The organism is Sphaerisporangium aureirubrum (assembly GCF_042658925.1).
GTDB lineage: Bacteria > Actinomycetota > Actinomycetes > Streptosporangiales > Streptosporangiaceae > Sphaerisporangium > Sphaerisporangium aureirubrum.
The window spans coordinates 30,952-43,878 of the sequence record NZ_JBHSRF010000012.1; the positions used below are offsets into that span (position 1 = coordinate 30,952).

At 71.1% G+C, this 12,927-nt stretch carries 12 protein-coding genes; 9 read left to right on the forward strand and 3 right to left on the reverse strand.

Annotated elements, in window-relative coordinates; genetic code table 11:
• Positions 1 to 148 precede the first annotated feature (148 nt).
• From ACFP1K_RS11640 to ACFP1K_RS11655, 4 genes are all read left to right on the forward strand, one after another.
• On the forward strand, positions 149 to 1,690 hold the full coding sequence (locus ACFP1K_RS11640; protein WP_380750829.1) for an acyl-CoA carboxylase subunit beta: 1,542 nt from the start codon (positions 149 to 151) through the stop codon (positions 1,688 to 1,690).
• A gap of 279 nt (positions 1,691 to 1,969) precedes the next feature.
• The gene (locus ACFP1K_RS11645; RefSeq protein WP_380750504.1) at positions 1,970 to 2,539 is read left to right on the forward strand and encodes a hypothetical protein; all 570 of its coding nucleotides are present in this window, start codon (positions 1,970 to 1,972) and stop codon (positions 2,537 to 2,539) included.
• Positions 2,540 to 2,546: 7 nt separating this feature from the next.
• Positions 2,547 to 3,065, forward strand: a complete 519-nt coding sequence (locus tag ACFP1K_RS11650) for a hypothetical protein (protein ID WP_380750506.1) — start codon at positions 2,547 to 2,549, stop codon at positions 3,063 to 3,065.
• Positions 3,062 to 3,772, forward strand: coding sequence for an SGNH/GDSL hydrolase family protein (locus tag ACFP1K_RS11655; protein WP_380750509.1), 711 nt, complete (start codon positions 3,062 to 3,064; stop codon positions 3,770 to 3,772). The genes ACFP1K_RS11650 and ACFP1K_RS11655 overlap by 4 nt, the downstream gene beginning before the upstream one ends.
• Here ACFP1K_RS11655 and ACFP1K_RS11660 read toward each other — a convergent pair.
• The 3 genes from ACFP1K_RS11660 to ACFP1K_RS11670 form a co-directional block, all read right to left on the reverse strand.
• A complete protein-coding gene (locus ACFP1K_RS11660) occupies positions 3,769 to 4,488 on the reverse strand; it encodes an alpha/beta fold hydrolase (protein ID WP_380750512.1) in 720 nt (239 codons plus the stop codon). The two genes, ACFP1K_RS11655 and ACFP1K_RS11660, sit on opposite strands and share 4 nt — an antisense overlap.
• A gap of 163 nt (positions 4,489 to 4,651) precedes the next feature.
• Positions 4,652 to 5,410 (reverse strand): 4'-phosphopantetheinyl transferase family protein, encoded by a 759-nt coding sequence (locus tag ACFP1K_RS11665; protein ID WP_380750514.1) that lies wholly within the window; start codon positions 5,408 to 5,410, stop codon positions 4,652 to 4,654.
• A 274-nt stretch (positions 5,411 to 5,684) separates the two neighbouring features.
• The gene (locus ACFP1K_RS11670) at positions 5,685 to 6,419 is read right to left on the reverse strand and encodes a GntR family transcriptional regulator (protein ID WP_380750517.1); all 735 of its coding nucleotides are present in this window, start codon (positions 6,417 to 6,419) and stop codon (positions 5,685 to 5,687) included.
• Between the two features lie 144 nt (positions 6,420 to 6,563).
• Between ACFP1K_RS11670 and ACFP1K_RS11675 the strand changes: the two genes are divergently transcribed.
• From ACFP1K_RS11675 to ACFP1K_RS11695, 5 genes are all read left to right on the forward strand, one after another.
• On the forward strand, positions 6,564 to 7,832 hold the full coding sequence (locus tag ACFP1K_RS11675) for an extracellular solute-binding protein (RefSeq protein ID WP_380750520.1): 1,269 nt from the start codon (positions 6,564 to 6,566) through the stop codon (positions 7,830 to 7,832).
• A 315-nt stretch (positions 7,833 to 8,147) separates the two neighbouring features.
• Positions 8,148 to 9,104: a carbohydrate ABC transporter permease gene (locus tag ACFP1K_RS11680; RefSeq protein ID WP_380750525.1), complete on the forward strand. Its 957-nt coding sequence runs from the start codon at positions 8,148 to 8,150 to the stop codon at positions 9,102 to 9,104.
• Positions 9,101 to 10,012: a carbohydrate ABC transporter permease gene (locus tag ACFP1K_RS11685; RefSeq protein ID WP_380750532.1), complete on the forward strand. Its 912-nt coding sequence runs from the start codon at positions 9,101 to 9,103 to the stop codon at positions 10,010 to 10,012. The genes ACFP1K_RS11680 and ACFP1K_RS11685 overlap by 4 nt, the downstream gene beginning before the upstream one ends.
• Before the next feature lie 69 nt (positions 10,013 to 10,081).
• The gene (locus ACFP1K_RS11690) at positions 10,082 to 11,362 is read left to right on the forward strand and encodes a beta-N-acetylhexosaminidase (RefSeq protein ID WP_380750535.1); all 1,281 of its coding nucleotides are present in this window, start codon (positions 10,082 to 10,084) and stop codon (positions 11,360 to 11,362) included.
• 48 nt (positions 11,363 to 11,410) lie between these two features.
• On the forward strand, positions 11,411 to 12,820 hold the full coding sequence (locus tag ACFP1K_RS11695; RefSeq protein WP_380750538.1) for a cellulose binding domain-containing protein: 1,410 nt from the start codon (positions 11,411 to 11,413) through the stop codon (positions 12,818 to 12,820).
• Positions 12,821 to 12,927: the final 107 nt, after the last annotated feature.

Consider the following 12,927-nt stretch of genomic DNA (forward strand, 5'->3'; position numbering starts at 1 on the left):
CCAGACGGGTGGCCAGACGAACGGCCAGGCAAGCGGTCACGCGAACGGGCAGGGGAACGGGCACGCGAACGGTGGCACCGCGGCCGGGCACTCGCCCGAGGCGCGTCCCGGCACGCGCCCGGAGGGAGGGTCACCGAAGAGGCGATCCATGGCCGTGCTGCGCGAGCAGGGTGAGCGGCTGCGGGACAGGATCACCGCCGGGCGGCGGGAGGCTGTGGAGCGGCAGCACGCGCTCGGCAAGCGCACCGCCCGGGAACGCGTGGACGAGCTGCTGGACGAGGGATCGTTCACCGAGATCGACATGTACCGGCGCCACCAGGCCCAGGGCCTGCGCATGGGGGACAACCGGCCGTACACCGACGGCGTGGTCACCGGCTCGGGCACCATCGACGGCCGCCGGGTGTTCGTGTACGCCCAGGACTTCACCATCTCCGGCGGCTCCCTCGGCGAGGCCCACGCCGCGAAGATCCACAAGGTGATGGACCTCGCGATCTCCACCGGCTCGCCCGTCATCGGCCTGATCGACAGCGGCGGCGCCCGCATCCAGGAGGGTGTGGCCGCGCTCGCCGGCTACGGCGGCATCTTCCAGCGCAGCGTGCAGGCGTCCGGCGTGATCCCGCAGATCAGCGTGGTGCTCGGCCCGTGCGCGGGCGGCGCCGCCTACACCGTCGGCCTGGCCGACTTCGCCTTCATGGTGCGCGACACCGCGCAGCTGTACCTGACCGGCCCGGACGTCATCGAGGCGGTTAGCGGCCAGCGCGTCACCCACGCCGAGCTCGGCGGCGCCGACGTGCACGGCCGCCGCTCGGGCGTGGCGACGTTCGTGCACGACGACGAGGAGAGCTGCCTCCAGGACGTGCGTTACCTGGTGTCGCTGCTGCCGAGCAACAACCTGGACCCGCCGCCGTCCTGGCCCGCCTCGGGCGCCACCGAGGACCTGCGGCCCGCCCTGGCCGACATCGTGCCGGTGGAGCCCAGCAAGCCGTACGACATGCGGTCGGTGGTCGCCGAGCTGGTGGACGAGGGGGAGTTCCTGGAGCTGCACGAGGGCTGGGCGGCCAACGTGATCTGCGTGCTCGCCCGCATCGACGGCGAGGTGGTCGGCGTGGTCGGCAACCAGCCCATGGTGCTGGCCGGCGTGCTGGACGTGGAGGCGTCGCAGAAGGCCGCGCGGTTCGTCCGGTTCTGCGATGCGTTCGGCATCCCGCTGGTCACGCTGATCGACGTGCCCGGCTTCCTGCCCGGCACCGACCAGGAGCACGAGGGCATCATCAGGCACGGCGCCAAGCTGCTGTACGCCTACTGCGAGGCCACCGTGCCCCGGGTGCACGTCATCGTGCGCAAGGCGTACGGCGGCGCGTACATCGTGATGGACTCGCGGTCGATCGGCACCGACCTGTCGTTGGCCTGGCCGACCAACGAGATCGCGGTGATGGGCGCCGAGGGCGCGGTCAACGTCATCTTCCGCAAGGAGCTGGCCGCGTCGGTCGACCCGGCGGGGCTGCGCGCCGAGCTGGTGGAGGAATACGTCGAGCAGCTCGTGCACCCGCACTACGCCGCCGAGCGCGGCCTCGTGGACGACGTCATCGACCCGGTGTGCACCCGCGCGGTGGTCGCCAGGGGGCTCGCGATGCTGCGCAACAAGCGCAAGCAGGCGCCGCAGCGCAAACACGGCAACGTCCCTTTGTGAGCCCCTCCGGTAAGCGGGCCTACCTGCCCGAAGAGGTTTTCGGACATGTTTCGGCGGCCCTTTTCGCCGATAAATCGCACGGCTCTAAACGGATGTCCGGAATTGGACAGCGCGGCGCCAGGAAAACATAGCAAAACAGGAGAAGAATCTCGGGCGTCCGATACGTCACACTGATCCTTAGCCCCACACTCCGCCCTTTTCCCTCAGGTCGGAGCGTTCGTCACGCCCTCACGGCGTGTGGGTCACCCGGTCAAGAATCCGCGGGATCGAGGTTTGCGCATGGCCACAGAAATCACTACGCCTGCCTCCGGCACGCTGGCACCCGGCATCAACGGCCGTTACCACAAGGTCGCCCTGAACGTCTTCATGCTCATCGTCCTGGCGCACTGGGCGGAACACGTCGCCCAGGCGATCCAGATCTACGCCCTCGGCTGGAAGCTCCCCGACGCGCGCGGCGTTCTCGGCGTGCCGTTCCCGTGGCTCGTGACCTCCGAGTGGATGCACTACGGCTACGCGCTGATCATGCTGATCGGCCTCATCGTGCTGCGCAAGGGCTTCACCGGCCGGGCGCGCACGTGGTGGACCATCTCGCTGGTGATCCAGGTCTGGCACCACTTCGAGCACCTGTTCCTGCTCTTCCAGAAGGTGTCCGGCATCCACCTGCTCGGCAAGCCGGTGCCGACCAGCATCCTGCAGCTCGTCATCCCGAGAGTCGAACTTCACCTGTTCTACAATGCTGTGGTGTTCGCGCCGATGCTGGTGGCGGTGATCCTCCACCTGCGCCCGCGCCCCGAGGAGCGCGCCAAGATGCAGTGCACCTGCGCGACGCCCGTGAGCACCTCCGCATAGACACACCATGACCGACGAGCTTCCGGCCTACGCCCTCGACCGCGAGCGCCCCAGGCGCCCGCGGTCCCCGGCGTTCACCGTGGCCCTCGCGCTCGTCGCCGTCTTCCTGGTGTACCTCGCGGTCCCCAACGTCGGCCCGACGCTGCGCGCGGCGCGGGCCGACGGCGCGCCCGGCATGTTCACCGCGCGCAAGCTGGACTGCGTGCTGCACGTCGGGCACGAGGCCTGCACGTGGAGCGGCGACTTCCGGGCGGACCGCGGCGGCGTCGACCGGCCGGACGTCGTCATGTACGGCGCGGACCGCGAGATGCTCCAGCAGGGGCAGCGGACCCAGGCGTTCGACGTCGGCCGGACCAACCTGGTCTACGGGCCCGGCGGCTCCAACGAGTGGGTGTTCACGTTCCTGCTGCTGCTGGCGGGGGTCGCGCTGCTCGCCCACCTTTTCGTCCTGCGGCCCCTGCGGGACCGCCGCGCCCGCCGCCGTGACCACGCCGGCGACGGCGGAGGTGCGCCATCGGTGGCGTGATCCCCCGCATCATGATCGTGGGGGACTCCATCAGCCACGGCGCGGAAGGCGATCACACCTGGCGATACCGGCTTTCCCAGCATTTCGGCGAGCGGGACGTCGTCGTCCGCTTCGTCGGCCCGTGGACCGGCACGTGGGTGCTCCCCGAGCCGGGGGCCGGGGAACTGGCGGAGTTCGCCGCCGTCCAGGAACGCCCCGGCCGCTATCTCAGGGGAGCCGGGTTCGGGGACGGCCTCCACTACGCGCGCTGGGGCCGCAGGCTGCACGAGGCCAAGGACGGCATCCGCTCGGCGGTCGCGGCCTGCCGCCCCGACCACCTGATGGTCGCGCTCGGCTTCAACGACCTCGCCTGGGGCACCTCGGGCCCGGCGGAGCTGCTGGCGGACCTGGAAACCTTCGTCACGCGGGCCCGGCAGGCCCGCCCGCGGCTGAGGTTCCTCGTCGCCAACGTCGTGCACCGCACGCCCCTGGACGACCAGCCCCATCTCGGCGCTCTCATCGGCGCCTACAACCGCGCGCTCCCCGGCGCCCTGGCCGCGATGTCCACGCCGGTCTCGCCGATCACGCCGGTCGACCTGGCCCGGCTGTACGACCCGTACAGCGACGCCTACGACGGCCTGCACCCCAACGCCATCGGCGAGCTCAAGATCGCCGGGGCCTTCGCCGAGGCGTTCCTGGCCGCGCGGGACGAGCGGGCCGCCGCCTAGCGCGCCGCCACGCCGGCGAGCAGTGATACAAGCTCCGCGGGGGCCGAGGTCATCGGCCAGTGGCCGGTGTCGAGGGTGTGGAAGCGCCAGGTGGGGGAGTGGCGCAGGGCGGTGACGTCGCGGGAGACGCGGCCGCCGTAGTGGTCCTTCGTGCAGACGACGTACGTGGCGCGCTGGCGGGACAGGGGGCGGGTCAGGACGGCGGGCTCGGAGAGGGTGTGGCCGGGGTGGCCGACGAAGTGCTCGACCAGCCACTCGGCCTGGCGGGGGGAGAGGTCCTGGCCCTCGGCGACGGCCGCGACGTCGGGGACGGGCCAGCGGCCGTCGTTCTCGGCGATGAGGCGCAGTTCGGCGGCGCGCTGGCGCTCGGGGAAGGCGTGGAGCATGGAGAGGCCGTCGTGCGGCAGGAACGCCTCCACGAACACCGTGTGCGCCACGCGGTCCGGCACGCGGTCGGCGACCTGCCCGGCGACGATGCCGGAATAGCTGTGCGCGACGAGGATGACGTCGCGCAGGTCGTCCTTCTCCAGCAGGGAGATCACGTCGTCCACGTGCGTGGACAGGCGAACGCCGGACACGTCGGCGTCCGGGCCGGTCAGCCCGGACAGCGTGACCGCCCGGGCCTGGTGACCGAGCCCTTGGAGGCCCCGGATCACCGGTTCCCAGACCCAGGCGCCCATCCATGCGCCTGGAACCAGGATGTACTGACTTTTCACGGCGGGTCTGCTTCCTCTCCTTAACAGGACTGCCCAGAACAATACGAAAGAACACCTGTTATGAGCTCATTAGCCATATGTGAAATCTGTGGCTTCAGGGCTACGCCGGCCGTGACTTTCTGTAATATTCAACAGTCGCTTTCACTGTGTGTCAACGTATGGGTCATGCCGCTATGCCGAGTTCGCTGAATGGCATGCGGGCGAGGTCGCCGACCTCCGATTCCGTGACGGTCACGGGTGCCACGTCGGCGATGGTGGCGATCATTCCGGCGTACCCCACACCCGGGTCCAGGGCCTGGAGCCGCAGGTGCTCCACCGGGATGTCCAGCGGCCACTCCAGCAGCGCGGGCGGCTGGTAGGGATGGCTCACGTGGACGTGCCGGGGAGGGATGCGCAGCCCGTGCCCGGTGGCCTTGAGCACGGCCTCCTTGACCACCCAGATGCGCGTGAAGGCGGCGTGCTGGTTCTGCTCGGGCATCGAGCGCACGATGTCCTGCTCGGCGGGGGTCAGCGCCGAGCGGATCAGCTCGTTCACCGGCGCGTCGGGGATCTGCTCGACGTCCACGCCGATCGGCCCCGCGGTGCTCAGCGCGACCGCGACACGGTCGCCTGAGTGCGACACCGAGGCGTACAGCGGGGACGGCGTGTGCAGGATGTGCGGCTTGCCGTGCGGCTTGCCGCAGTCGGGGCACCGCCGCTCGACGTGCACCTGGTGCGGGGCGATGTCCAGGTGGGCGGCGGCGGCCATCCGCAGCAGCAGGCAGGCGGTCAGGAAGCGGCGCCGGTCGGCGTCGCGGTGGAAACGCAGGGCGCGCTCCAGCTCGGGCGGGCTGAGCACGCCGGTCACGGTGTCGGCGGGCGGCTGCTGAGGGCTGGCCCACCAGACGCGGCTGTGCCCGGTCGGGACGAGAGCGGTGGTCACGGTGCCTCCCTTCCGGCCCCGCCACGGGGCGCCGGGTGACGGCGCGGGGATGGCGGTCCGGGTGGAAATCGGCGCGGCGGAAATGCTCACGGCGCGGGGGAATTCGGTGGACGCGGTGGATTCATGCATTTCTTTAATCTCGTGAGGGTCGTGGTTCTTTTCGAGTACGCACAATCCACTGTGCGCCGCGCGCGCCGCGCGGGCCATGCGAGGGGGAGGCAGCATGCTGCGCGGGGCTGTCAGCTTCCTGCCAGCCCGGACGGGTGAAAGGGGATCAGCCGGAGTCGGCGTCGAAATACAGTTCCGAGGTGACGCGGTAGCGGTCGCCCCGGTAGATGGAGCGGACGAACTCGACGATGCGGCCGGTCGCGTCCCGGGTGGTGCGCTCCACCCCGAGCGCCGGGAAGTGCTGCGGCACGTGCAGCAACTCGGCCTCGGTCTCGTCGGTGACGGTGGCCTCCATGGTCTGCACGGCGCTGCGCACGTCCACGCCGAACCTCTCGCGCAGCAGCCGGTAGAACGAGCCCGACTCCATGTCGGCGGGTAGCAGGCCCTCCACCAGGGTGTGCGGGAGCTGGATGCGCTCGATGGCCATCGGCTCGTCGTCCACGATGCGCAGCCGCACCACGCGCAGCACCGGGTCGGCGGGGGAGAGCTGGAGGCGGGTGGCCAGCTGCGGCCCGGCCGGGACCGGGCCGAACTCCAGCACGCGGCTGAGCCAGTGCCCCTCGGCGGGCGGCGCGTAGAACGAGCCGCCGGCGGTCGCCGACAGGGCCTGCGTGACCCGCTGCGGGCCGGTGAACGTGCCCCGGCCGTGCTCGCGCACCAGCAGGCCGGAGCGCACCAGGTCCTCGATCGCCGCGCGCAGCGTGGGCCGTGACACGCCCAGTTCCTTGCACAGGTCGCGCTCGGACGGGATGGCCTCGCCCGCGCGCTTGTCGGCGATGAAGTCGAGCAGGAAGTCGCGCACCCGATCGCGCTTGAGCCCGGCCCGCATGTTCAGAGTCACACCGCGACCTTACCAGCGACTTACCACTGTGGGCGGGGATGCGGCGGATCTCGCGAAAAAGGGTCTTGACGAGCCAACTGGTAAGGACCACTCTAGCTGCAACCGGGGGAATTGCTTACCAATAACTGACCAGTGGGAGTCTCCGTGAGGTATCGCCTTCTCGCCGCGACGGGAGTGCTGGCGCTCGCCGCCGGACTGACCGGGTGCGGCTCCTCCGCCCCGCCCCCCGGCCCGGCCGGGTCCGCCGCCCCGGAGAAGCTCACCGTCTGGGTGATGCGCGACAGCTTCTCCGACGCGCTGCTCGGCCGCTTCAGGACCGGCTACGAGTCGGCGCACCCCGGCGTCACACTGGACATCCAGATCCAGGAGTGGGACGGCATCGGCCAGAAGGTCACCAGTGGCCTGGCCAGCAACGACGCCCCCGACGTGATCGAGGTCGGCAACACCCAGGTCGCCGAGTACGCCGCCAGCGGCGGCGTGAAGGACCTCTCCGGCAAGGTCGCCGACCTCGGCGGCACCGACTGGCTTCCCGGCCTCGCCGAGCCCGGGAAGATCGACGGCCGCCAGTACGGCGTCCCCTGGTACGCCGCCAACCGGGTCGTGATCTACAACAAGGAGCTGTTCGCCAAGGCCGGGATCGCCGAGCCGCCCAAGACCCGCGACGAGTGGCTCGCCGTCACCGCCAAGCTCAACAAGGGCGGCGACCAGGGCATCTACCTGGCCGGGCAGAACTGGTACACCCTCGCCGGCTTCATCTGGGACGAGGGCGGCGACCTCGCGGTCAAGGACGGCGATGCCTGGCGCGGCGCGCTGGACACCCCGCAGGCGCTGGCCGGCATGGACTTCTACAAGAAGCTCCAGGCCCTCGGCAAGGGCCCCAAGGACTCCGACGAGAGCCGCCCGCCGCAGGCCGACGTGTTCGCCAAGGGCGACGTCGCCCAGCTCATCTCCACCCCCGGCGGCGCGGTCGCCATCGAGAAGGCCAACCCCGATCTCGCCGGCAAGCTGGGGTTCTTCCCCATCCCCGGCAAGACCGCCGAGAAGCCCGGCGCCGTGTTCACCGGCGGCTCCGACCTGATCATCCCCGAGGCGTCCAGGCACCAGGACGCCGCCTACGAGGTGGTCAAGGCCCTCGCCGGCCGCGACTTCCAGATCGACATGGCCAAGGAGATGAGCTACGTCCCCAACCGCGTCTCCCTGGCCGGTGCCCTGGACGGCGACGAGGGCACCGCCGCCATGGCCGCCGGCGCCGCCAACGGCCACGCCACCCCCAACTCACCCAACTGGGCCGCCGTAGAAGCCAGAAACATCATCAAGGAATACATGACCAAGGCCCTGACCGCCCCCGCCCCGTCCCCCGCCGCCACCACCGCCTCCGAAGCCATCACCACCATCCTCAACACCAAGTCCTGAAGCCCCATCCCGCCACATCGAACGCTTTCGCCCCACCCCCACCCAGGCTCGGGTGATCCGGCGCTGCGGCTGCCGCGGCGCATCGGGTGCCCACGGCCCGTCGCTCATCCGGGCCCAGGTGATCCGGCGCCGGGCGGCGGGACGTGGTGTGGCGAAATCGGCGCCGTCGTACGGCGGTGAACCCGCGGGTGCACCGCCGTGGACCGCACGGCATTGGATCCACCATCGCGATCGAGGAGAGTCGTGACCGTATCGCCTCCGGCACCCGCCCCCCGGCCCGGCGCTCCGGCGCCCAGGTCTTCCGGTGGGGAGACGGTGCCGGCACCCGAGTACTCCGGCGGGACCGATGGCCCGTCCGCCTCGGCACGGCGGCGGGCGGGGGCCTGGTGGCCGTATCTGCTGATCGCGCCGACCGTGGCGGGGGCGTTGTTCCTGCTGGTCTATCCGGTGGTGCGGAGTGTGGTCATCTCACTTCAGCACTTCAGGACCGGGGAGCTGATCAGGGGTGGGGCGGCGTTCGTCGGGCTGGAGAACTACGGGGAGGTGCTCGGGGACCCGGAGTTCTGGGAGGTGGTGCGGCGGACGGTCGTCTGGACCGGGGTCAACGTGGTGCTGATCATGGTGATATCCACGCTGGTGGCGCTGATGGCGGTGCGGCTCGGGCGGCGGGCGCGGGTGGCCGTCCTCGGGGGACTGGTGCTCACCTGGGCGACGCCGGTGCTGGCGGCGACCACCGTCTTCCAGTGGCTGTTCCAGTCGCGGTTCGGGGTGGTCAACTGGCTGCTGGTCCAGGTCGGGCTGGACGGCTTCAAGGACTACCCGTGGTTCGCCGACGGCACCTCGACCTTCGCGATCCTGGTCATGCTGGTCGTCTGGCAGTCGGTGCCGTTCGCCGCGCTCACGCTGTACGCCGGCCTCACCACGATCCCCGCCGAGCTGGAGGAGTCGGCAAGGATCGACGGCGCCAGCGGCAGGCAGGTGTTCACCGCCATCACCTTCCCCATCCTGCGCCCCCTGTTCGGCCTCATCACCTCCCTGGAGGTGATCTGGGTGTTCAAGTGCTTCGCCCAGATCTGGGCGGTCAGCAAGGGCGGCCCGGACGGCGCCACCACCACCCTGCCGATCTACGCCTTCCAGGTCGCCCAGTCCCTGCACAAGTACGACCTCGGCGCGGCCATCTCCACCCTGACCGTGCTGATCCTCCTCGTCGCCCTGCTCGCCCACCTGCGGCGCATGCACCGGCACGAGGGCGAAGAAGGGGAGGCCCGATGACCACCCGCACCACCCGGGACCCCCGGCCCGGCGTGGCCCGCCGGACCGGCTCGCGGCCGTCCCGCCGCCCCGGCGCGGCCCTGCGCCCGGTCCGGCGGGCCGCCCTCCACCTGGCCGCCGCGGGGGTGCTGGCCGTCTCGGTGTTCCCCGTCTACTGGATGGCGGTCACCGCGTTCACCCCGGCCGCGGACATCCAGTCCGAGACGCCGAGCTTCTGGCCCGCCCACCCCACGCTGGAGCACTTCGTCACGGCGGTGCGGGCCGACGGGTTCGCGCAGTTCTGGCGCAACAGCCTGCTCGTCACCGTGTCGGCGGTGCTGCTGTCCCTCGTGGTCGCCCTGCTGGCGGCGTTCGCGGTGGCGCGGATGCGCTGGCGGGGGCGGCGGGCGTTCATCCTGATGGTGTTCATCGCGCAGATGGCGCCGTGGGAGGCGCTGCTGATCTCGATGTTCGTCATCGCCAGGGACACCGGCATGCTCGACAAGCTGTCCATGCTGACGCTGCTGTACTTCATGGCCACGCTGCCCTTCACCGTCGTCACCCTGCGCGGCTTCCTCGCGGCGATCCCGCCGGAGCTGGAGGAGGCCGCGATGATGGACGGCGCGAGCCGTACCGCCGCCTTCCGGAGGGTCGTGCTGCCGCTGCTCGCCCCGGGCCTGATGGCGACCTCGCTGTTCGGCTTCATCACCGCCTGGAACGAGTTCGCCTTCGCCAACGCGCTGATCATCAAGAACCAGGACGACCGCACGCTGCCGGTGTGGCTGTCGTCGTTCTCCAACATCTTCGGCACCGACTGGGGGGCCACCATGGCGGCGGCCACCCTGTTCATGCTCCCGGTCCTGCTGATCTTCCTCGTCCTGCAGCGCCGGGTCGCCACCGGCATGATCGCCGGCGCCGTCAAAGGCTGACCCGCCCGTCCACCAACCCGAGCGCACGCCCCGGGCCGTCCCCGGCGTGCGCGGATAGGGAGAAGCAACGTGATCATTCCACGGCCACGTGACCTGGCCGTCCTCGGGGGCACCGTCGCGTTCCACCCGGATCTGGTGCGGTACGCAGCCCCGGATCCCGAGCTCGGAGAGGAGGGATACCGCCTCGACGTCGGCCCCGCGGGCATCGAGCTCACCGCGGGCGGCCGGGCCGGGCGCTTCTACGGGTTGACGACCCTGGCGCAGTTCGGCGCGGCCGTGCCGTACGGCGTCATCGAGGACCGGCCCCGGTTCGGCTGGCGCGGCGTCATGCTGGACGTCGCCCGGCACTTCATGCCGAAGACGTTCGTGCTGCGCCTCATCGACCTGCTGGCCGAGCACAAGCTCAACGTCCTGCACCTGCACCTCACCGACGACCAGGGCTGGCGCCTGGAGATCGAGCGCTACCCGCGGCTGACCGAGGTCGGCGCGCGGCGCGGCGACGCCCCGGCGTTCTACAGCCGGGCCGACATCCGCGAGATCGTCGCCTACGCGGCCGAGCGGTTCGTCACCGTGGTCCCGGAGATCGAGATGCCGGGCCACGCCCAAGCGGCCATCGCCGCCTACCCCGAGCTCGGCAACCAGCCCTCCCGCCGCCTACCGGTGTGGTCGGAGTGGGGGATCAGCGAGCACGTGCTCAACCTGGAGGAGCCGACCGTACGGTTCTGCCAGGACGTGCTCGACGAGGTCGCCGAGCTGTTCCCGAGCACCTACATCCACGTCGGCGGGGACGAGTGCCCGCCCGCCGAGTGGGAGGCCAGCCCCCGGGCGCTCGCCAGGCTGGCCGAGCTGGGCCTGGCCGGGCCGTCCGAGGCGTGCGGCTGGTTCATCGGCCGCATGGCCTCCCACCTGGAAGGGCTCGGCCGCAAGCTGGTCTGCTGGGACGAGCCGGACCGCCCGCCCACGCCCGGTACCACCGTCATGGTGTGGCGGGACGAGCAGGCGCTGCCGGACCGCACCGACATCATCCTCGCCCCCTACACCCGCACCTACCTGGACTACTACCCCTCCGACGCGCCCGGCCAGCCCCGCGCGCAGCCCGGCGTCGTCTCGCTCGCCGACGCCTACGGCTTCGCCCCCGACCCGGGGGTGCGCGGCGTGCAGTGCCAGCTGTGGACCGAGTACATGCCGACGCCCGAGCGGGTCGAGTACATGGCCTTCCCCCGGTTGTGCGCGTTCGCCGAGGTCGCCTGGGGCTCGCCCGGCGACTACCCCGACTTCCTCCAGCGGCTCGACCCGCACCTGGCCCGCCTGACCGCCCAGGGTGTGCACGTCGGCCCGCTCGTCCCCTAGTCCCCACGGCTCCCGCCGCGCGGGCCCGCACCACGAAAGGAACGACAAGTGCGCAGGAAGCTGTTAGTCGGCGGGCTGGTGTCCGCCCTGCTCGCGGCCCTGGCCGCCGTGATCGCCGCCGGGCCGGCCGGCGCCGCGGTGTCGCTGCGGCTCCAGTACAAGACCAGCGCCACCGGGGCCACCGCCGACCAGGTGGAGCCGTGGTTCAACCTCGTCAGCACCGGCTCCACGGCGGTGCCGCTGTCCGGCGTGAAGATCCGGTACTACTTCAAGGCCGACTCCGCGTCCCAGCAGTACCGCTTCGCCTGCTCCTGGGCGGTGGTGTCCTGCTCGACGGTCACCGGCACCTTCGGCGCGATCTCGCCCGGCACGGCCACCGCCGACCGGTACCTGGAGGTCGGCTTCACCGCAGGCACCCTGGCCGCCGGAGCGCAGACCGGTGACCTGCAGCTGCGCTTCTACCGCGCCGACTGGCAGCGGATCACCCAGAGCGACGACTACTCGTTCGGCCCGGCCCGCACCACGTACGGGGACTGGACCAAGGTGACCGTCTACCAGAACGGCACCCTGCTGTGGGGCACCGCGCCCACCGGCGGCAACCCCACGGCCACCCCGACCCCCACCGTCACCCCCACGGCACCCGGCGGCAACGCCGGGGTGGTCTTCGACGACTTCAACTACGCCGGCGCCGACGACGCCGGCATCACCGCCCATCACTGGACGGTGCGCACCAACTCCGGCGGGCCGGGCGTGCCGGGGGCGAGCTGGCCCAAGGGCAACATCAGCTTCCCGTCCGTCGGCACCGGCAACCAGGCGCTCCAGCTGCGCGCGGCCAGCGACGGCACCGCCTCGGGCACGCAGCAGGCGGAGTTCCTGCACCAGCGCAAGTTCCTCGCGGGCACCTACGCCGCCCGGGTGAAGTTCTCCGACGCCCCCGTCAGCGGGCCGGACGGCGACCAGATCGTGCAGACGTTCTTCACGATCACCCCGCTCGCCGCGGACCTCGATCCCAACTACAGCGAGCAGGACTTCGAGTACCTGCCCAACGGCGGCTGGGGCGAGCCGTCCAACATCATGTACGCCACCTCCTGGGAGACCTACCGAAACGAGCCGTGGCTGGCGGTCAACGTGCACAACGAGGTGCGGGCCAGCTACGACGGCTGGCACGACCTGGTGCTCCAGGTATCCGGCGGGACCATCAGGTACTACATCGACGGCACGCTGTTCGCCGAGCACGGCGGAGATTATTACCCCGAGACCGTGCAGTCGGTGAACTTCAACCTGTGGTTCATCGGCGGCGGCCTGGTGGGCAGCTCCACGCAGCGCGCCTACCACCAGCAGGTCGACTGGTTCTACCACGCCAAGAACGAGGTGGTGCCGCCGTCCGAGGTGCTGAGCCGCGTCAACGGCTACCGCGCCTCCTCGACCCGCTGGGTGGACACCGTCCCGGCCTCCTGACCCCGTCCCTGCGGCCCGCGCGCCGACCGCCGCGCGGGCCGTACCGGCGTGCCCGGTATCGTCCGTAGACGGGCGGGGAAGAACGCGTCAGGCGGGCCCGCGCCGAT